The 19,093-nt window shown below is 69.2% G+C and carries 18 protein-coding genes; 9 read left to right on the top strand and 9 right to left on the bottom strand.

What is annotated here, in order from left to right:
* The first annotated feature begins 139 nt into the window (after positions 1-139).
* On the top strand, positions 140-2,407 hold the full coding sequence (locus AB0J95_RS22400) for a hypothetical protein (protein ID WP_364760783.1): 2,268 nt from the start codon (positions 140-142) through the stop codon (positions 2,405-2,407).
* The gene (locus AB0J95_RS22395; RefSeq protein ID WP_364760780.1) at positions 2,404-3,012 is read left to right on the top strand and encodes a hypothetical protein; all 609 of its coding nucleotides are present in this window, start codon (positions 2,404-2,406) and stop codon (positions 3,010-3,012) included. Before AB0J95_RS22400 ends, AB0J95_RS22395 begins: the two co-directional genes overlap by 4 nt.
* 26 nt (positions 3,013-3,038) lie before the next feature.
* Here AB0J95_RS22395 and AB0J95_RS22390 read toward each other — a convergent pair whose 3' ends face one another.
* Positions 3,039-3,500: a MarR family transcriptional regulator gene (locus tag AB0J95_RS22390; RefSeq protein ID WP_364760777.1), complete on the bottom strand. Its 462-nt coding sequence runs from the start codon at positions 3,498-3,500 to the stop codon at positions 3,039-3,041.
* 89 nt (positions 3,501-3,589) lie between these two features.
* Between AB0J95_RS22390 and AB0J95_RS22385 the strand changes: the two genes are divergently transcribed.
* Positions 3,590-4,834, top strand: a complete 1,245-nt coding sequence (locus tag AB0J95_RS22385; RefSeq protein ID WP_364760774.1) for an FAD-dependent monooxygenase — start codon at positions 3,590-3,592, stop codon at positions 4,832-4,834.
* A gap of 86 nt (positions 4,835-4,920) precedes the next feature.
* Here AB0J95_RS22385 and AB0J95_RS22380 read toward each other — a convergent pair whose 3' ends face one another.
* Positions 4,921-5,514, bottom strand: coding sequence for a helix-turn-helix domain-containing protein (locus AB0J95_RS22380; protein WP_364760771.1), 594 nt, complete (start codon positions 5,512-5,514; stop codon positions 4,921-4,923).
* Entirely contained in the window at positions 5,511-6,578 is a 1,068-nt protein-coding gene (locus AB0J95_RS22375) for a hypothetical protein (protein WP_364760768.1), read from the bottom strand. Before AB0J95_RS22375 ends, AB0J95_RS22380 begins: the two co-directional genes overlap by 4 nt.
* 110 nt (positions 6,579-6,688) lie before the next feature.
* Here AB0J95_RS22375 and AB0J95_RS22370 point away from each other — a divergent pair, with 110 nt between their 5' ends.
* The gene (locus tag AB0J95_RS22370) at positions 6,689-7,564 is read left to right on the top strand and encodes a TIGR03619 family F420-dependent LLM class oxidoreductase (protein ID WP_364760765.1); all 876 of its coding nucleotides are present in this window, start codon (positions 6,689-6,691) and stop codon (positions 7,562-7,564) included.
* 140 nt (positions 7,565-7,704) lie between these two features.
* On the opposite strand, the gene AB0J95_RS22365 is transcribed toward AB0J95_RS22370, so the two are convergent.
* Together AB0J95_RS22365 and AB0J95_RS22360 are read right to left on the bottom strand one after the other, a co-directional pair.
* Complete coding sequence (locus AB0J95_RS22365) at positions 7,705-8,952, bottom strand: STAS domain-containing protein (protein WP_364760762.1); 1,248 nt, start codon at positions 8,950-8,952, stop codon at positions 7,705-7,707.
* A gap of 458 nt (positions 8,953-9,410) precedes the next feature.
* The gene (locus AB0J95_RS22360; RefSeq protein WP_364760759.1) at positions 9,411-10,235 is read right to left on the bottom strand and encodes an ANTAR domain-containing protein; all 825 of its coding nucleotides are present in this window, start codon (positions 10,233-10,235) and stop codon (positions 9,411-9,413) included.
* 297 nt (positions 10,236-10,532) lie between these two features.
* Between AB0J95_RS22360 and AB0J95_RS22355 the strand changes: the two genes are divergently transcribed.
* The 4 genes from AB0J95_RS22355 (at position 10,533) to AB0J95_RS22340 (ending at position 14,396) form a co-directional block, all read left to right on the top strand.
* Positions 10,533-10,865, top strand: coding sequence for an STAS domain-containing protein (locus AB0J95_RS22355; RefSeq protein ID WP_364760756.1), 333 nt, complete (start codon positions 10,533-10,535; stop codon positions 10,863-10,865).
* Between the two features lie 48 nt (positions 10,866-10,913).
* Positions 10,914-11,441 carry an ATP-binding protein gene (locus tag AB0J95_RS22350; RefSeq protein WP_364760753.1) on the top strand — a complete coding sequence of 176 codons (528 nt, stop codon included), beginning with the start codon at positions 10,914-10,916 and terminating at the stop codon, positions 11,439-11,441.
* A gap of 94 nt (positions 11,442-11,535) precedes the next feature.
* A complete protein-coding gene (locus AB0J95_RS22345; protein ID WP_364760750.1) occupies positions 11,536-13,335 on the top strand; it encodes an FAD/NAD(P)-binding protein in 1,800 nt (599 codons plus the stop codon).
* Positions 13,332-14,396 carry a glutamate--cysteine ligase gene (locus AB0J95_RS22340; protein WP_364760747.1) on the top strand — a complete coding sequence of 355 codons (1,065 nt, stop codon included), beginning with the start codon at positions 13,332-13,334 and terminating at the stop codon, positions 14,394-14,396. The genes AB0J95_RS22345 and AB0J95_RS22340 overlap by 4 nt, the downstream gene beginning before the upstream one ends.
* 100 nt (positions 14,397-14,496) lie before the next feature.
* Here the strand turns inward: AB0J95_RS22340 and AB0J95_RS22335 are convergent, their stop codons facing one another.
* The 3 genes from AB0J95_RS22335 to AB0J95_RS22325 all read right to left on the bottom strand — a co-directional run bounded on the left by AB0J95_RS22335 (position 14,497) and on the right by AB0J95_RS22325 (position 16,743).
* On the bottom strand, positions 14,497-15,240 hold the full coding sequence (locus AB0J95_RS22335) for a hypothetical protein (protein ID WP_364760744.1): 744 nt from the start codon (positions 15,238-15,240) through the stop codon (positions 14,497-14,499).
* A complete protein-coding gene (locus AB0J95_RS22330; protein ID WP_364760741.1) occupies positions 15,237-15,728 on the bottom strand; it encodes a SigE family RNA polymerase sigma factor in 492 nt (163 codons plus the stop codon). The genes AB0J95_RS22335 and AB0J95_RS22330 overlap by 4 nt, the downstream gene beginning before the upstream one ends.
* 70 nt (positions 15,729-15,798) lie before the next feature.
* Complete coding sequence (locus tag AB0J95_RS22325; protein WP_364760738.1) at positions 15,799-16,743, bottom strand: acyltransferase domain-containing protein; 945 nt, start codon at positions 16,741-16,743, stop codon at positions 15,799-15,801.
* A 209-nt stretch (positions 16,744-16,952) separates the two neighbouring features.
* Here AB0J95_RS22325 and AB0J95_RS22320 point away from each other — a divergent pair, with 209 nt between their 5' ends.
* Positions 16,953-17,183: a DUF6289 family protein gene (locus AB0J95_RS22320; protein WP_364760736.1), complete on the top strand. Its 231-nt coding sequence runs from the start codon at positions 16,953-16,955 to the stop codon at positions 17,181-17,183.
* Here the strand turns inward: AB0J95_RS22320 and AB0J95_RS22315 are convergent.
* A complete protein-coding gene (locus AB0J95_RS22315) occupies positions 17,153-18,901 on the bottom strand; it encodes a protease pro-enzyme activation domain-containing protein (RefSeq protein ID WP_364760733.1) in 1,749 nt (582 codons plus the stop codon). The genes AB0J95_RS22320 and AB0J95_RS22315 overlap by 31 nt on opposite strands.
* Positions 18,902-19,093 lie beyond the last annotated feature (192 nt).

Here is a 19,093-nt window from a genome sequence, read left to right as displayed (position 1 = left end):
CACCACGCGATCCCGCACCGGTGGAACGTCGCCGTCATTCCCGCAGGTGCGTCCGAAAGGGCTGCCGGAGGTGCACGCGGGCCGCTATCGCCTTGGTGCTGGGGGTGCCAAAGTGGGGTGAGGGGATGGAGGCGGCTCCATGCGTGACCTTGATCAGCGCAGCACCCGGCCGGGCCTGACCGTGCAGGACCGGGAGACCGAGCCGGAGACAGGTGTCGTCGGCGCTTTGCTGCGGTTACAGGGCAGTGCGGGCAACAGGGCAGTGAGTTCGTTGCTGGTACAGCGCGACCCGGTCGTGGCGGCGCCCGCGCCCAGCCCCGGCATGTCCGCGGAGGACGTGCGGCAACTGGCCTACCAGGCGACGGTGCTCAGGCAGGTTTCGCCGATGTCGCAAGAGGACCAGCGTTCGCTCGGCACGCTGCTGTCCGGGTTCCCGGTGTACGAGAACCTGCTCGCCAGGGACGAGAAGTGGCGGCAGCTCAACGAGGTGAACGCGGCTCAGGTCGATTACCAGCGACGCAACGAGGCGCTCGCGCGTGGGGAGGAGCTGTCCGGCGGCACTGGTGCGTCACCGGAGTTGATGGCGGATCTGCGCAGTCAGGCCCAGGCGCTGACCCAGGAGATCGACGCTCTCAACGCGCGGATCTGGCCCGCGCTGCACGAGCTGGGAACGGACGAGGCGGGGCTGCGGCACCGGGTCGAGGAGGGCTTCCCGGCGATGTGGGCGGCACGGGCACACGCCATCGCGGACACGATGCTGACCGAGAACGAGAACGTCGTCCGCAGGGAACAGACGCGCTACCGGTCGAACGTGTGCTCAGCCGACGTGGAGGGCCTGCTCAACGCCGACCGGCGGCTGCAGGCCAGGGCGAACCAGATCGCGGACCTGCGGCGGCAGCGGCAGGAGGTGGACGCGCGGCTGCGGCCGGGCGGTGAGACGCTGCCCGGCGGGGTGCCCGAGGGCCTGGAGGAGATGACCCGGGACAACACCGCCATCGCGACACTGGACGCGCGGATCGGTGAACTGGAGGCCGAGCAGGCGGGTGAACGCTCCGCGCAGGGGCTGGCCTACCCGATCCTGCTCAGCGACAGCTACCGCCCGGGCAGCATCGCCGGGCTGCCGGAAGGCGAACGTGAGCAGCTCATCGGGTCGTGGACCACCGGCACCCTCGACAACATCGCCCGGACGCGGGCCAACATCGCCGACGGAACGCTCAAGCTGTGGGACCTGCGGGACGTGCCCGAGCTGACCTGGCGCGCGCTGGGGATCCCGTCGTCCGGCCCGCTCGGCCAGGTGATCGAACGTCACCGGGAGCGGGAACGGTCGGAGGAGCACGCTCGCGAGGTGGCGGTGGCCGCTCTGGCCATCACCGCGGGCGTCGTCGCGGGCATCGCCACGGCCGGCGGCGCCTTCGTGGTGGCCGCGGCGGCCACCGGGGTGAGTGCGGGTATCGGGCTGGCACAACTGGGCCACGACGTGCAGCAGTACCGGGCGGAAACGGCCGCCGGACAGGTGTCCGTCGATCCCGCGTTGGCGGACATCTCCCGCAACCAGCCCCAGCTGCTGCCCATCGTCATGGACATCGTCGGCATCGGCATGGACGTCGGCTCGGCCATCGGCATCGCCAGGCGGGTCGCCCAGGCCGAACGCGCACTCACGATGGCGGGTGACGTGGAGCGGTTCGCCGCGGAGATCCGCCGCGTCGTTCCGGACGCGGCGCTGGCCGAGCGCGTCATCGCGAGAGCACAGTCGGACAGCGCGGTCGTCGAACGGGTCCAAGCCGCGGTGGCCGCACTGGGTACGGGCGCACGCACCCAGGCCAACCTCACACTGACCCAGCTGATGCTCGAAATCGGTGCCGAGAACAACGTGTTCGCCGAGTTCGCGGCGAAGCTGATGCGGGAGGACCGGGTCTGCCTGATGTCGGAGGCGGCCATCAGGGCGAAGCTGACCGATCCCGCGAAGCTGGCCGCCGCGCTGCGGGACCTGGCCTCGGTCGGCGCCGCGAACGGCTTCTACTCCCCGGAGCTGCGGATGCTGTTCGTCGCGGAACGCAACGCTCAGGCGATGGCGGGCACCCTCGTGCACGAGTCGGTTCACTTCCTGCAGCACGCCAACGGTCAGCCGCTGCTCACCTTCATGGCGGAATACCAGGCGTTCATGGCCCAGCGCGACTACCTGCTGAGTGTCGCCAGAGTCGCAGGCAACCCCGACGTGGTGCCCGCGGAGTACCGGTGGCTGGTGACCATGCAGCCCAACGAGGTCGCCCGCCGGGTGAGCCAGACCTACCGGGCCAGCTACCCGGCGTTGGCGGCGGCTTATTCGATCCCGGCCGGCTTCACCCCCGGGCAGGCCCGGCATGATCTGGCCCTGATGGTGACATGTGCATTGGACGGTGTGCGGTGACCGAACAGGACGACGCCAGGGCCGCGAGGGCCGCCGCCATCGCCGCGGGCTGCGACGACGTGGTGATGGCCGGTGCGGTGACCCGCGGCGAACGCGGCTTCCTCGTGCCTCGGCGCACCGGGTACCTGCTGGTGAGCGAACCGTTCGAGCCCGGACTGGACCTCCGCGCGGTCTACCTCGGCTCACCGTCGGACGGCATGACCCGCCGCCCCACCCTGGTCGCCACCGTGCCGGGAACCGGTCAGGTGGCGCTGACCTCTCCCACCGCGTTCGAGGCGTTCGGCCGATGGGCCTGCACCCGGATCGAGCCCGCGAGGCTGGCCGAACTGCTGGTCCAGCAACAAGGCCCGGCCGGAGCCTCGGTTCTGGTGCAGGAGGGTGACGAGGCCGAAGGTCTGTCCTCCGAGCTGCCTGAACTGCACCGGTTCACCCCGCACCAGTTGCCCGGCGGCGGCTGGCAGGCCGGCCCCTTCACCTCCTTCACCTACCTGCGTTCCCCCGACGGCGAGCTGTGCGCGTCATTCATCGACTGGGACGCGACCTTCAGCGCCGACAACGCGCAGTGGCAGAGCCATCCACGAGTGCGGATCGCCGTCGCCGGCTGATTCCCAGCGGCGATCGGAAGTCCGAGCTAGGCCGTGGGGTTGCCGGTGATGTTGTGGCTCATCCGGTCCAGCATCGCGGACAGCGCCGAGAGCTCGTCGGCGGTGAACCCGTCGAACAGCTGCCGGGTGATCTTGCCGAAGACGATCGGCACCTTGGGCGCGAGTCGCTTGCCGGTGTCGGTGAGCTCGATGAGCACGGAGCGCCGGTCCTCGGCGCTTCGCCGCCGGAGCAGCAGTCCCTTGGCTTCCAGGCGATCGAGCAGCTTGGTCATGCCCGCGGTGTCGGTACCCAGCCGCGTCATCAGCGCGGAGGGGCTGCTGACGGAGCGGCTGGCGTGCATGAGCAGCGCGGCCTGCTGCGCGGTCAGGTCGAGGTCGGCGAAGGCCCGGTCGAGTGCGGTGCCGAGATCCTTGGCCACCTGCGAGAGGGCCGACCCTCCGCCGAGCACCAGCGCGAGCTTGGCGTTCCCGTGGCGCGTCGCGTTCATGCAGCCAGGGTAGCGGCAGTGACATTTGCGGTCATGACCGCCATTTAACAGTCGTGACAGTTACTGTCCAGGCTGCTAATCTGGCTGGCATGACAGACCCGGGCGTCCCGCGCGACAGCCACGATCCGGCCCGGCCCGCGACCAACCTCCGTGTACTGGTCATCGGCGGTGGGATCGGTGGCCTGTGCCTGGCCCAAGGCCTGCGCGCCGAAGGCATCGACGTCACCGTGTTCGACCGTGCCCCCTCGATGACCACCGGGCGGCAGGGCTATGGCTTCCACATCAACGAAACCGGCGACGCCGCGTTGAGCGCCTGCCTGCCCACCCACCTCTACGAGCTGTACCGGGCCACCGCCTCACCCGCGGCCACCGGCGACTTCGTGCTGTTCACCGCCGGGCTCCGGGAGATCCTCCGCCGGCCGCTGCCCGCCCAGACCGTGGACCGGCCGCGTGTGGGTGTCGGCGTCAACCGGCAGACCCTTCGCGAGATCCTTTCCGCCGAACTCGGCGACGCGATCCGCTACAACAGCGAATTCCGCCGCTACGACACCGGCCCGGCAGGCCGGCTTCGTGCCCACTTCGCCGATGGCGCCGGCGAAGACGCCGACCTGATCGTCGGTGCGGACGGCGCCGACTCCGCCGTGCGCGGCCAGCTCGTCCCCGACGCCGGATTCGACGACTTCGGCCGGTCCATCTACGGCCGCACCCCACTCACCCCCGCCCTGACCGACCGGATCCCCCCGGACTTCCTGCACGGCATGGCTCGCGCGAAGGACGATCGCGGCCGCACGCTCGGGGCCGCTCGCTTTACCGCCATCGAACCCTTCCCGCGGGCCACCGCCCGGCTCGCTCCCCACGTGCGGCTCACCGCCACCGGTGACTACCTGCGCTGGACACTCAGCCTGCGCGAGGAGGGACTGGTTGGTGCACGCCGGTTCTGGGGCTCGACCGGTCCCGCGTTGCAGGCGATCGCCGAGGACCTGGTCGCGACCTGGCACCCGGGCCTGCGCGCGATCATCGACAACGCCGACGCCGAGGCCACCTACCCGTTCGGTATCTTCTGCGCCCGGCCGGTCCAGCGGTGGAGCCAACCCGGAGTCACCCTGCTGGGCGACGCGATCCACACCATGACCCCTGGGCGCGGCGAAGGCGCCAACACCGCGTTGCGTGACGCGGCGCTGCTCACCGCCCGGCTCGCCGACGTGGCAGCCGGCCGGAGTGCACTGTCCACCGCGATCGCCGCATACGAGACGGAAATGCTCCGCTACGGGTTCGAAGCGGTGGAGAACTCGCGCCGGCCGTACTTCGCCGCCCCGATGAAGCCGCGCGGCTGAGTACCTCTTCAGCTACGGCTCGCCTCCGTGGATACCCGGCGGCTGAACGATCATTGGTAGATCATTTGGCCCCTCGGATCCCGTGGTCACTGTGGCTGGCTGCTGACGATGTCCAGGGCTTCGCGGGTCAGGTCGCGGAGTGTGCGTTTCGTCGGTTGGCTCAGCCAGTAGTCGTACGCGTATTCGGCGGCGGCGAGCACGCTGTGGACCACGACGCCCGCCGCGAGCTCGTTGGTCGTCTTCATGCGGGTGGATGCCAGCGCGATGAGTCGTCTGCGTTCGTCGTCGTCCAGGAATGCGGCTCGCCGGATCCGCTGGGGCGCCGTCGCCATCGCCCGGCGCCACAGTTCGACCGTTTCGGTCCGGTCGTCGAACTGCTCGACCTGGCTGAGAATCGCTCGCGCCAGTGACTCCCGGATCGGTTCGCCCGCGGGTCGTTGTTCGAAGCCGGCGACGATCAGCGAGCGGCCGGTGTGCACGCTGTCGATGAGCAGGTCGTCCTTGCTCGAAACGTGGCGGACGAGCGTGCTCAGCGAGATCCCGGTGGCCGCCGCGATCTCGTCGAGCGTGACGGCGTCGAAGCCGTGCTCGGCGAACAGCGGGAGAGCGGCCAGGATGATTCGCTCACGAAGCTCGGCCCGCCGCCGGTCGCGAAGCGTTGGGCGCTGGGTGGCCATCATCGTGTTTCCTTTGCCCGCCACCGGGCCGCGCGGCCCGCGATCAGCGGAAGATCGAGGTATGTCTTGATTCCCGGCGAGGCGCGGCACACGTAAGGGATCGCATTCACGCAGTGGTTGGCTGTGGCGACCACGCCAGGGTTGTGCGACAGGCCCGCGGCGACGGATTCGCTGTGCAGTCCGGTGAACGAGACCAGCACCGACGGGTCGCCGGTGATCTCGATCTCGAACCGCTGACCACCGGGCCCGAACGTCCACGCCGGTTCGAGGTCCTGCTCGCCCATGAGCCAGTTCACCGCGGCCGTCACGACGGGTCGATCGCCGATCCTCGCCTCCCACCGCAACCGCCGCGCCGCCACCTGCCCAGGCTCGATGGTCCCGATCGGTGAGTCGATGGGCGCCGCCGCCACCGCGACCTCCTGCCGCGTATGGATTGTGGCGGCACTGCCGAGTCCGAGTTCGTGCACGACCATCCTTGCGGATGCCTTGAACCCCTTACCCAGCGCGCCTGCTATCGGACCGGCCAACGCCTGCCGCGGCGAACCGCCGAAGCCCATCAGATGCCGGATGACATCGGGAGCGTCGTACGTCCGGATATCGGAGAACTCCTCGGCGCGCACATGGGTCACGGCAGACGACAGTGCCGACACCATCAGCGGGAAGCGTTCGGTGATGCCGCCGGGGTGAATGCCGGATCCGTGCAACGTCGCGTTGCCGTCGCGGCAGGCCGCGTCGATGCCGGCTGTCCGGGCGGGGTCGGGAAAGATCCAGCCGACCGGTGTCACCACGTTCTTGCCCGAGCGCAGCAACGCCGTCACCACCTGCTCGTCCGGCAGCAGCGGGGCATAGACGACGCAGTCGGCGTCCATGGCGAGCAACTCGTCCACGCTGGTGGTGGCGGCCACGCCGATGGGTTGTTCGCCTGCGATCTCCCCGGCGTCGCGGCCGTTCTTGTCGGCGCTGTGCACCCAGCAACCCACCAGTTCGAGATCGGGGTGCCGGCGAACCGCCTGGATGGCGCCTCGTCCCACGCCTCCCGTGGCCCACTGGATGACCGTGAACGTCATGGCTTGTCTCCCGGCTGTCCCGGCCATGGAACCTCGATTGACTATGACTGTCAAGATGACTAGCGTTGTCACAATTGGGCTGGTCGGACACCTGACGAAGGGCACCGAGCATGCGGTTCAGCTATGCCGAGGCGATGACCGACCCCAGCTTCTACCTGCCGTTGGCCCAGGCGGCCGAGGCGGCGGGCTACACGAGCATGACGGTGCCCGACAGCCTGGCGTACCCGGAGGTCTCCGACTCCACCTACCCGTACACGCCGGACGGGGACCGCAGTTTCCTCGAGGACAAGGACTTCATCGAGACGTTCACGGTGACCGCGGCGATGGGAGCGGTCACCACGACCCTGCGGTTCACCCCGTTCGTGCTGAAGTTGCCGGTGCGGCCACCGGCGTTGGTGGCCAAGCAGGCCAGCTCGGTCGCCTGCCTGACCGGCAACCGGCTCAGCCTCGGCGTCGGGGTGAGCCCGTGGCCGGAGGACTACGCGTTGATGGGTGTGCCGTTCGAGCGGCGTGGCCGCCGGATGGACGAGTGCATGGACATCGTCCGCGGCCTGACCGCGGGCGGCTACTTCAGCTTCCACGGCGAGTTCTACGACATCGACTCGGTGAAGATGTCGCCGGTTCCGACCGAGCCGATCCCGCTGCTGGTCGGCGGGCACAGCGAGGCCGCGATGCGCCGGGCGGTGGTCCGCGGCGACGGCTGGATGCACGGCGGCGGCCCCGACGACCTGGACGAGCTGTTGACCCGCCTGAACGCGATCCGCCACGCGGAGGGCAAGCAGGACGCGCCGTTCGAGATCCACGTGATCTCCCTCGACGCCTACACCCCCGACGGGGTCAAGCGCCTGGAGGACAAGGGCGTCACCGACGTGATCGTCGGCTTCCGCCTGCCCTACATCGTCGGCCCCGACACCGAGCCGCTCGACCGCAAGATCATGAACCTGGAGCGCTTCGCCGAACGCGTGATCGCGAAGGTCAACCCTTGACCACGGCAGGACCGGGGGAGCGCCGAGCATGACTCTGGTGCGCTGAACGAACTCCACCGCTGGTCCGCAGATTGCCATTCCGCCGTTCCGGCGCGGGATGGCGTCGCGACCCGCCTGACCAGCGGACGTCATTCACCGGCCTATCTGACCCGCGTGTCGGTGGCGCGTTGGTGCAGTTGTTCAAGGGCCTCGCGGGCGATCGTGGCCTGGTGCCACTCCAGCCAGTCGGCCAGCTCCGTCGCTGCCTGGTCGAGTCTGGCGTAGGCCAGCTCACTGGCTGTGTGGCCGCTGTCGCGGTGGTAGGTCGTGATGGTGCCGGCGCAGTGGCCTTCGGGCGTAAGCAACGGAGTGCACTGCAGGGCGTGGATGCCGAGCCGGATCAGCAGTCGTGCTGTCTGCTCGGGAACCTGCGTGCTCGTGGTGGTGTCCGCGATGTCGGGGATGGTGATCCGGGTACGCCCCGCCCGCGCGGCCAGGGCCACCTGGTGGCCGTCCTCCGGGTCGACAAGGTGGAAGGCGAGGCTGTCCGGCAGGCCTTGGTGCTGCCCGAGGCACAACCCGTCGCCGAGGGGGTCGGCGACGTGCACCGCTCCCATGGTGGTGGCCATGTATTTCACGGCTGTGTCAAGGAAAGCGGCCACGACTGCGATCCGGTTGGCGTGATGTGCGGCCGGGCGGACGTAGAAGGTCAGCAGAGGTTCCGTGCGATGGGGCCGATCCGGCAGCCACGATCCGGTACCAGTCGGTGCGGGCGTGGCCAGCAGGGTTCTGGCGAGCAGGACCAGGGGCAGATGATGGTTTTTGGCGCATTGACCGAGCAGTCGCAACGCATGGTCGGCGTCATCGATGCCGTAGCGGCCTTGGATGACGCCCACCGCCCGGGCGATGACCGGTTTCGTGTACGTGGCCGCACGCAGGCGCAGCACCTGGTCGAGCGCCGTGACCAGCCGATCGTTCTGGTCCTGCGGCGGGTCGGGGGTGACTTGCGGCGTGGGAAGGCTGCTGTGGCCGGCCGCGGCCAAGGAAACCGAGTCGTAGATCTTGAACATGGCGTCGGCCCAGGCAACTTCGAGGGTGCGCCGGACCTGCTCACTGACCGCGACGAGCGAGAACCCACGGCCGCGCTGGTTGAGTCTGTTCGCATATCGGGTGAGGACGCGGATGCCGGCCGCGCTCAGCAGGGTGACCCCGCTGAGGTCCATCACGACGTGGCCTGTGCGCCAAGGAACCTTCGTGTGCAGGAAGTGATCAAGCGTCGGACAGTCATCGCCCGCGATCGACCCACTCACCCGCACGACGATGACCCCGTCCGGACGATCGGCGGACAGCCTGATGCGCAGCGGGGACCGTTCGCCACCAGGACGGACAGTCCCTCTGGTTGCCGTCACGACACACCCCTTCGCCCATCCAGCGCGGACCCTGACGGGACGCCACGCTGCTGGACAGACCCAATCCACGATAACTCACCGTGAGCCGCTGGGGGAACAATCGCATGGCAAAGGTACGCCGGTCACGGAGTGCAATTCCTTTGTGGACATCAATAGGGCGGTGCATCTCTGTGCCCTGCGTGGTGACCAACTCTGAGACAGGTGATAGCTATCCGTCGGGAACTCGCCCGGAATGCCGCGTCCGGCCACAACCAACGGTCCGATGTGGACGGTTCCAGGCCGGGCGCGCGAAGTCGGGAAGGGTTGCGTAGCACGGATCGGCGTGGCTGGGTTGGTGTCATCCTGGTCGTCCAGAGTGGACGGCCAGGATGTGGGCTCTCGGTGGAGCGCCGGCCAGCCGGTCCTTCGCGGATCGCGCGGGATACCCACTGCGCGACCCTGCCGCGGAGCCTGGTGACTCAAAAGCCGCGTTCGCGTGATGATCTTGGGCTTCGGACGTGCGACGGCGGGCCGGCGAACGCGGCCCACAGCAGTTGCGCGGCTTGACGTGCTGCGGTTCCGGGCTGGACGGCCGGTATCCCGTCCTGGCTGGATGTCGGTGCGTCCGCGACGTACTCGACCAGGGCGATGGCCAGGTCGCGGACTTTGACGTTGAACTGCTGGCTGGCTCGCCGGAGTGTTTCCCAGGCTTCGTCGGGGCTGCACCGGCGCACGGCGACGATCGCGCCCTTGGCCTGTTCGATGGCGGCACGCGAGGCGAGCAGGCTCAGGATCTGCTCCGCGCCGTTGGCCGCCGTCTCGGCCACGGTCAGGGTGAGCGCGGTGAGCCGCTCGTACCCCATGAGCACGGCCAGCGTGTCCCTGCCGGCCGGCCGGTCCAGTGCGGCGCCCAGCACCAAGGTGTTGTTCTCGTTCCAAATCCCGGCATGCGCCGCGGCTCCGCGGACGCGTTGGAACTGGTCGGCCAGCTCGGGAGCCTGCTCGATCAGCTTGTCCCGGTCGAGTGCGGGCCAGCGATCATCCGCGAACAGGTCGCGGGCCGCCACCGGGTCGCCCGTGGCGGCGGCTGCCGTGATGGGACCACCGTGCCGCAGTTGCGCCTCGGCGAGATACTCGGCTATTCCATGTGTGGCCAGGACGGACAGCGGCCCACCATGCTGCCTCGTGGTCAGTGAGACCCCCATGCACCCCGGTATGTCGGCCGCGATGTGGTCCAGCAGCAGCCACAACTGCTCGTTCAAAGGCTTCCACCGGTCCGCGGCGTCGGTCAGGTTGCCGGTCACGCCCCCGCCTCCTTCGGAAACGCCGTCGATACGTGCCATCGACCGTCAGGCATATTCCCCGATGCCCCGACGGTCAAACCACCCGTCACGGGGTGCCCACCAGACGGGTGAGCACCGCCCAATTCAGGCGCTGACCTCGGCGCGAGTCACCTCGAGTGGATCACCCACACGAGCGAACGACGACGCCGTGCGGCTAAGGTGAGGGCCGAACCTCGCGCAGGCTGTGAACAGGCGTGGCCAGGGTGGCAGACGGGCAATCCACGATGAGGCGGGCACACCGTGGGCAAGGCAGAATCCGTGTTGGGCTGGACGGTCGAACCGGGCGAGCACTCGACCGTGGTGCACGTCAGCGGCGAGATCGACATCGCCACGCAACCCGACTTCGAGGAGGCCATGCGCACGGGGATGCGCAGCGGAGCACTGGTGGTGATCGTCGACCTGGACAAGGTCACCTTCATGAGCTCGGTGGGACTGCGGGTCCTGCTCCAGGTCCACGCGGACGCCCAGCAGGCAGGGCGCTCGGTGCGAGTGGCCGGCATGTCGCCGATCGTGCGCCGGATCATCGACGTCACCGGGTTGGGTCAGGTCCTGGCGGTCTACCCGTCGATCGAGGAAGCGGAAACGCGGTAGCGATATCGCCGTTCGGTTAGGACGGAAGACCATTGGGTATGACCTCCGGTGACGCCTTCTCCGGAAGTGGGTGACGACTCGCCGATGCCCGACGACCCCAATTCCGTGCTACCCGCCCCCGCGCTGCGCGACTGGGCGAGCTCGTTGCCTTCTTTCGCCGCCGAGGTGGTCTCCCAGACGGATACCTCCCGGCCGCACATCTACACCCGGATGCCGGCGATGGCCGAACACGTCGGCCTGATCCGGGCGCAGCTCACCGGCTGGGCAGGCCGGCTCGGCCTGACGGCGGTGCAGAGGCAGGACGTGGTGCTGGCCGTCGACGAAGCGGCCAGCAACGCCGTCGAGCACGCATACCCCAGCACACCGGGCACGGTGACGATCTTCGCCGCCCACACGCGGTCCGGGGACGCGGTGCGGGTGATCGTCTCGGATGAGGGGCTGTGGCGCCCGCCCCCGGCAGACCCCGGATTCCGCGGCCGCGGCCTGGCCATGATGGAACTGGTGGCCGAGGTGTTCCGGCTGATGTCCGGCCCAGGCGGCACCACCGTGGTTCTCGGCTGGTCCCTGCCGGCTTGAGTCGAATCCACTGTAGAACGCTGAAGGGCACCCTGTGTGACCAGGGTTATCGCCAGGTCCGGATTCGTCGGCGGCAGTCCGGGTAGTCGGGAACATGACATGCGCCGGATCCAGTGGGTTGTCCGTTGCCATCGTGGGGCTGGGGCCGCGAGGTCTGTCCGTGGTGGAGCGCCTGCTGATCCGGCTGAGATCGGGTTACGAACGCCGTGCGGTGACGATCTGGGCCGTTGACACCGTGGAACATGGCTCGGGCCGGGTGTGGCGCACGGGCCAGCCCGAGTGGCTGGCGATGAACGCGACCGGGGGCGAGGTCACGGTTCGATCGCCGGACAGCCACCTGCCTGGCGGAGGGCTGGTGGAATGGACAGCGAGCGGGACCTGGTGCGGCGAACCGGTGGGGCCCACCGACTATCCGCCACGGCGGGTCTACGGGGCCTACCTGAAGGACGCCTTTCAGCGGCTGTGCGCAGATGTTCCGCCGTCCGTCACGGTCCGTCCGGTGCTCGGCGAGGTCACCTCGTTGTCCCGGTCGGCCAAGGGCTATGTCCTCACGGTAGACACTGCCGCCGCGCCGATATTCGCTCATAAGGTCGTGCTCGCAACGGGCCACACGCCGCAGGAACTCAGCGACGAGCAGCAGCGCTTCGCCGAGCACGCCGGGCAGAACGCGGAATGCCGTTATCTGGCTGGGAACATCGCGGCCGATCTGCCCCTTGAGGACATCCCTTCGCGGACCACTGTGGCCGTACGAGGGCTGGGACTGTCGTTCTACGACATCGTGCGCTCGCTGACGATCGGCCGCGGCGGCCGGTTCACGCATGCCCGGTCCGGGCGGGTGGAGTACCGCCCCAGCGGGCGGGAGCCGGTCATCCTCGCGGGGTCCCGCACCGGGTTGCCCTTCCTGGCCAGAGCACGGTTCAGCCACGCACCGGACACCTCGGTCCGCCCGAAAATCCTTACCGAGCAACGGCTTGCGCAGATGCGTGCGGCAGCCTTCGCCCGGCGGGGCACGGCTCAGCTCGACTTCGCACGGCAGGTCGAGCCGCTGCTCGCCGCTGAGGCGCAGGCCGCGTATGACACGTGCGCCGCCCGGCAGGGCCTGCCCAGTCGTCTGTTCCGGTTGGACACGATCGGGAACCCGTTCCGTGGACAGCGGTTCAGCAGTCCCGCCGCTTTCAGCGGCCGCCTGGTGAACCTGCTGCGCGCGGACGTGGCCCAGGCGCGTCAGGGCATTCAGGCCAGCCCGGTCAAGGCCGGGCTGGAGACGCTGCGCAGCCTCCGTCCACTGTTGCCGTCCGTTGTGGACTTCGGTGGCTTGTTGCCGGACTCACACCGGGATTTCCTGTCCCGGTTCGCCCCGTTGAGTTTCATCCTGTCCGCCGGGCCGCCCGATGCGCATGTCGCCCACCTGGTCGCGTTGATCCGGGCTGGAGTGGTGACCGTGACCGGTCCCGGCACGCGCTTCGGGACTGACTACCGGACGGGCCGGTTCACGATCGGCTCGCCACAGGTCGCCGGGTCGCGCCGGACCGCGGAAACCCTGGTAGAGGCGCGGGTACCGGGCAACGACATCCGCCGGACGACGATGCCGCTGCTGCGCCGGATGCTGGCCGACGGCCTGATCACCGAGTTCGTCAACACCAGCCCCGTGTCCGGCGAGGCGTTCGCCACCGGCGGCATGGCGATCACCCCGGCGCCCTGCCGGGTGATCGGCGCCGACGGGCAGGTCAACCCCGACATCTACGCGATCGGGGTGGCCACCGAGAAGACCCGCTGGTTCACCCAGGTGGGCACCGGCCGCCCGGGCCAGGACAGCCCGTTCTGCCGGGAAGCCGACGCGATCGCCCAGGACATCGTCCGATCCATGGCCACCAGCGCGGGAGGACGCCGATGATCACGTTCGGTGTCGAGGAGGAGTTCATGGTGGTCGACAGGCACGGCCGGCTGAGCAACGCCAGCGCGGCCGTCCTGGCCGACGCCCCGCCCGCCGACGGCGAACTGCAGCCCGAGCTGGTCCGCTGCCAGGTCGAATCGGCCACCCCGGTGTGCTCGACCGCCGACGAACTGCTCGGTCACCTGCGGACCCAACGCGACCAGCTCGCCAAGGCCGCCGGACGGCACGATCTGCGGCTGCTGCCCGCGGGTACCGCACCCCAGCCGGACACCTGGCAGACCGCGGTGACCGCCGACCGCCGGTACGAACGAATGGCCACCCACTTCGGAACACTGATCGACAGCGCGAACATCTGCGGCTGCCATGTCCACATCGGGATCCCGGACCGCGCCAGTGGCGTGCGGGTGAGCAACTACCTGCGGCCGTGGCTGCCTGTGCTGCTCGCGGTGAGCGCGAACTCGCCGTTCGCCGCGGGCCGCGACACCGGCCACGCCAGCTGGCGCCACCAGACCATCGCCATGTGGCCGACTGCCGGACCACCTCCGCACTTCGACTCGCCGGACCACTACGACGCGACGGTACAAGCGTTACTGGGCACCGGGGCCATCGTTGACGAGCAGATGATCTACTGGGACATCCGGCTGTCCCCCCGACATCCCACTGTCGAGATCCGGGTGTGCGACGTGGCGCCGACCGCACCGGACGCCACCCTCCTGGCTGTGCTGACCCGGGCATTGGCTGCCACAGCGTTGCAACAACGGGCCGACGCACCTCCCGTCCCCACCGAGACGATCGCGGCCGCATTGTGGCGAGCGGGCAAGGACGGCCTCGAAGGGCTGTGCCCCGATCCGTTCGCGGAACGATTGATGCCCGCCACCGTTGCCCTGCAGCGACTGGTCGACCACGTGCGAGAAGAGTTCGCCCCGGGGGAGGACGAGTTCGTCGACCGCCGGGTGACCGCACTGAAATCCGTCCCCGGCGGCGCGTTCCGGCAACGAGCCGTGTTCGCCCGGCGCCGGCGCATCCGCGACGTCATCGACCTGCTGGCCGAGCAATTTTGATCGTCCACCCGACGATCGCCGCCGCACCGCCGGTGGCAGCAGCAGCGCCGCGTGCCGGTCGGCGGCGCTGCTGCCCGGCACCGAGCCGGTGACCGCCGGGTCAGAGCTTCAACCCGGCCAGCCCGGTGATCTGGCCCAGCTGGTCGAGGGTGAGCAGGTGGGCTGGGGTGGTCGGCGAGGATGCGCCCTTGCCGTGCTGCGTCGCGGCTTTGACCGACACGTTGGACGTCATCGCGTAGATCTGTACGCCGTCGGGGAGTTTTGTGTGCGCCATCAGGAGTACCTCACCCCGGGAACCGATGGGCGCGGTGGTGAGTTGTACCGATCGTCCACCGAATTCGCGCTGGACGCAGGTGTTCGGCGGCGCGCAGGTCGGCCTGGCGTCGTTTGCCTTGCTCTCGGCCACCATCACGAACAACGTTCCCTCGTCGCCCTGGTTGTTGACGAGGTCGGCCGCTGCCTCGTACCTGTTGCGCTCCCATTGGAACTGAAGCGCATCGCCGCTGTCGGGAAGGGCCTGAAGCGTGATCCCGGCGGGCACGATCCGGCTTTCGGCAAGAACCTTGGTCAACCGCTGCGCCACGCCCGCCGATGACGGTGGCGGCGTCTGGGCTCCTGACCCCGTCACGATGGGCGTACCGACCTGAAGCTGTTGCGGCTGGCGAAATCCGACGAACACGGTCGTGGTCACGATCGCGGCCACAGCGAGCACCGTCCCACCGGCCATCGCCATCCGCCGGCGCCACAACCGGCGCCGGCCACTCTCGATCACCTGTGCCCGGTCCAGCCGGACCGGCGGTTGGGCCTCGAACGCAGTCGCCAGTACCCGCTTGATGTCGTTCATCGCCGCTCCTCGAACATTGGGGTGCCAAGCAGGTTGCGCAGCGTGGCAAGTCCCTTCGCCGCCTGGCTTTTCACGGTGCCTTCGGTCCGGCCGAGCAGGCGGGCGACCTCGGTGACGCTGAGGTCCTCCCAGTACCGCAGTACCACGACCGTGCGTTGCCCGAGCGGCAACGCGGCCAGCGCGCGCCGCACGTCGAGATCCGGCGTGGCCACTGGGACCGATACATCGGGCGGGTCGGGTACGGCCCTTTCCCGCCGGAGAAAGCCGCGCCGGCTTTCGTCGATCGCCGAGCGCACCAGCATCTTCCGGACATACGCGTCCACCGTGCCGCCGCGTTGCACGCGAGGCCACACCACGTAGAGCTTGGTCAGCGCGATCTGCACGATGTCCTCGGCACGATGCCAGTCCCCGCACAGCAGGTACGCGGTGCGCAGCATCACGAGAGCCCGTGCGTCCATGTACTCCCCGAACTCCTGATCACGATCCAACGGATCCCTCCTCGGTCGCCGCTTAGTACGCAACGACCACCGCCATGGGTTGCCCCATCCGGTCACAGCACTAGATCGGGAAGTGGCCGCGGCGCCAGTACCAGTGGCGGCCGGCCTTCAGGTGGTCGATGACCGCGCGCTGGAGCACGGTGTGGCGCGGGAGTTGGCCGAGCGGAGTGGTCAGGGCGCGGAACACGAACCGCCGCACCTCGACGTCGGCGTCCAGCCCTTCCGGCTCCTCGTAGGGCTCCAGCTCGAACCTCTGCTGGAACCGGACGATGTTGCCGTCCGCGGGCAGGTACTCCAGCAGTTGCGGGTCCAGGAGCCATGAGCCGCAGGAGAACGCCGTGTAGGGCTCGTCGGGGAAGTGGCGCGGGAAGAACGCGCGGGCCTCGTCGAGCGAGGCGTCGACCGCCTCGGGAGTCAACGGTCCCGACTCGGGGATGTGCAGGCCAATGGCCGTGCCGCCGCGCTGGTGCTGCAGCCGGCCCAGCTCGTAGACGCCGCCGCGCGCGTGCAGGGTCAGCCAGCTCTGCATGACCGGCCAGCCCTCGCCGTGCATCCGCCGGTCGATCGCGAGGTTGCGGCCCAGGTCCGCGAGGGTCGCCCACGACACGGCATCAGCGATCCCGTGGTCACGGTGATATCCCCGCACCACGTCGATCAGGGCCAGATACGCGTACACATACAGGTGCCGCCAGGCGGGGCCGCGTTCGCGCGGTAGCTCCGGACCGGGCGGCAGCCAGCCGGTGCCGCCGAGATCGGCGCGAACCAGGGCGATCGAGCGGTCGAGCAGCCAGCGCAACTCCGGAGTCCACAGTGGAGAGTCCGGGTCGGGCCACCCCGCCATGATCTCGGCGGCGTCGTCCGGCGGCACCGCGAGCCGGGCGAGAATCGCGGGCACGTCGGCCTTGCCGGGCAACGGAGCCGACGGCAAGTCGCTGGCGAGCCGGTGCACGCGGTCGACGTCCTCGAAGGGCACCCCGAGCCGGGCGGCAATGTCCTCCACATCCACGCGGACGACCTTACTGGCCAACGGGATCCACGGCCCAGTATTCCGGGCGTCAGGCTGTGCCCTGTGGGGCTCCGGCCGGATTCCGGAGACCCACAGGGCCTTTGGATGACATCACGACGACACCAGGGGAGTGTCTCGGCGTGAATGGGCGCACCGGGTTGAGCCGGAAGCAGCTCGCGTCGTGCTAGGAGTTGATGTTGCAATGCCTTATGAAACTGCAAAAGCTGCTCGGTGCCGCCGTACTCGGCGCCGGTTTCGCTGTCATCCCGGCCACCTCCGCGCATGCGATCGGCGGGCCCAACACACTGACCGTGATCGCATACTTCAGCGACAGCGGGAAACAGACCGTGGTCGGCCAGCAGTGGTCCGGCTGCGGCCGGCCCAGCGGCCAGTGGGGCGACACCACCCCCTACCTCAGCTTGTACTTCCCAGCCTGCTGAGTGTCCGATGTGGACACTGGTCGGCGGTGTCCGGCGAGCATGGGGATGAACGACGCCGTCGGTACTCCGAGACCGGTTGCGTTGTCGTAGCCGATCTCGGCGGTCAGAGTCCAGTCCTCGCCCAGTGTGGTCAGCACGTTCGGGTCGATGGTGTCCATGCTGCGCTCGCCTCGCAGGATCGGTGGGCTCGCGGGGTTGACCGGCAGGATGTCCTTGATCGCCGGGGTGTCCTTGAGCCGGTACAGCCGCGGGTTGACGAAGCCGAGGGGCTTGCCCGCCGCCTGGATCGCGTCGGCCAGGATGCCGGCCATCAGCGGTGTTGACGCGCTCGTACCGGCACCGCCGCCGAACTCCGCGTAGCTGGGGTCGTCCGCGTCGAGCGCGCCGCTGACGCCGATCAGCCACGCGTTACCGGCGTTGGCCGAGATGTCCGGCACCACGCGGGCAGGGGCGGTAGTGCCCTCGCTGGTGGCCATGGCGTGCGGTACCACCGGCTTCTGGTACGCGGGCTGCGGGAAGACCCGGCTGATTCCACCGCCGGAGCCGCCGCTGTGACCGCCGGGGGGCGGTTGCTCGTACCCGCTGCCGTCCTCGGTGATCCGCGCGCTGTTGTCGCCCCACACGTACTCGTTGGCCCGGTTGCCGTTCTTCTCGATCTCGATGCTCGTCCCGCCGACCGCGGTGACCCAGGGGTTCGCGGGGAACTGCGCGTTGTGGACCTCGCCGAAGGCACCGTTGTCGCCGGTGGAGTACAGAAAGCCGATGCCCTCCAGCGCGGCCTGCTGGAACACCAGGTCCCACGCCACCTCGTCGCCGCGCGCGTACAAGGTGTCCGTGCCGCCGAACGAGTTGGTGACGATGTCGGCCAGATGCCGGTCGACCACCCGGGCAGACGCGTCCAGCCAGGTTTCGAGCAGGGCGTTCGGGTTGGTCGAGCAGTCGGCGGCGACCTGGACGATCTTCGCGTCCGGTGCCGCCATGTGGGCGGACTGGATGTCGATGGCCGTCTCCAGCGGGTCGCCGTTGCTCTCGTTCGTCGCCGCGCACGTGGGCTCCACGCTCGGCGGGATGTCCTCCACGTACTGTCCCGGCCGGAACTCGGGCAGCCCGTGACCGGCGAAGAACCGGTTGGAGTCCGCGAGCAGGGTGGGCACGTGCCCGTTGATCAGGACGGCGATGGTGGCGTTCTTGCCCGAGAACCTGCCCACCAGGCCAGGCAGGCGGTGGGTGACCGTGCCACCGCCCTTGACGGTCTCGGTGGTGTCGTACTCGCTGACCTGGGTGTCGAAGGCGGAGTTGATCTGCGCCACGGTCGCGTTCACCGCCACGTAGTGCGCCGTGGTGCCTGTGACCGCCATGCCCTGCTGGGTCAGCCAGTCGCGGACCCGGCCGGTTTGCTCGATGGTCGGGCCGAACCGGTTGGCGAACTGAGCAGGCGTCAGATAACGGCCATAGCGAGGACTCGCCGGATCGGACACCGCGAGCGCCGCGGCCTGCACTCCGGGCCGTCCGGCGAGGTACACGCGCAGCGGCACCTGCTGGCCCGGGTCAAGCGGCTTGACGGACGTCCCAGTGGTGGTGTCCGGGATCGGATTGGGCAAGTCGATTCGCGCTGGAGTGCCCGCGCCGGCCGGCAGCGCGGCAGCCACCCCGAACGCCAGCACCGCCGAACCGGCCAGGACACCCCCTCTGCGGAAGTGCTTCGTTTTTCTCGTCACACCCTGCTGTTTGCCATCTCGCGGCAAACCGTTCGGGACACTGGGTAGCCTGGGGACAGGCAGGAGCGCCTGCCGCACTCCGAGCTGTCCGCGGCCCGCGCCCGCGGTGGCGTTGAGGACAAGGGCCACTGGTTCGCGCTGTCGGTAGCTTCGGTCACTGCTGAGCCAAGCGACCAGGGCGCGGGGCGGCGT

This window comes from Actinocrispum sp. NPDC049592 (assembly GCF_040675465.1).
In the GTDB taxonomy this organism is placed as follows: Bacteria; Actinomycetota; Actinomycetes; order Mycobacteriales; family Pseudonocardiaceae; genus Kibdelosporangium.
The sequence above is the reverse complement of the archived record's forward strand: the minus strand, read 5'-3'. Positions and strand labels throughout refer to the sequence as shown.

Excerpts from the sequence above, each read along its gene's own strand:
- AB0J95_RS22400 (WP_364760783.1), top strand. The coding sequence starts at position 140 with ATGCGTGACCTTGATCAGCGCAGCACCCGGCCGGGCCTGACCGTGCAG.
- AB0J95_RS22390 (WP_364760777.1), bottom strand. The coding sequence starts at position 3,500 with ATGAACGCGACGCGCCACGGGAACGCCAAGCTCGCGCTGGTGCTCGGC.
- AB0J95_RS22385 (WP_364760774.1), top strand. The coding sequence starts at position 3,590 with ATGACAGACCCGGGCGTCCCGCGCGACAGCCACGATCCGGCCCGGCCC.
- AB0J95_RS22380 (WP_364760771.1), bottom strand. The coding sequence starts at position 5,514 with ATGATGGCCACCCAGCGCCCAACGCTTCGCGACCGGCGGCGGGCCGAG.
- AB0J95_RS22375 (WP_364760768.1), bottom strand. The coding sequence starts at position 6,578 with ATGACGTTCACGGTCATCCAGTGGGCCACGGGAGGCGTGGGACGAGGC.
- AB0J95_RS22370 (WP_364760765.1), top strand. The coding sequence starts at position 6,689 with ATGCGGTTCAGCTATGCCGAGGCGATGACCGACCCCAGCTTCTACCTG.
- AB0J95_RS22345 (WP_364760750.1), top strand. The coding sequence starts at position 11,536 with ATGACATGCGCCGGATCCAGTGGGTTGTCCGTTGCCATCGTGGGGCTG.
- AB0J95_RS22340 (WP_364760747.1), top strand. The coding sequence starts at position 13,332 with ATGATCACGTTCGGTGTCGAGGAGGAGTTCATGGTGGTCGACAGGCAC.
- AB0J95_RS22335 (WP_364760744.1), bottom strand. The coding sequence starts at position 15,240 with ATGAACGACATCAAGCGGGTACTGGCGACTGCGTTCGAGGCCCAACCG.
- AB0J95_RS22320 (WP_364760736.1), top strand. The coding sequence starts at position 16,953 with ATGAAACTGCAAAAGCTGCTCGGTGCCGCCGTACTCGGCGCCGGTTTC.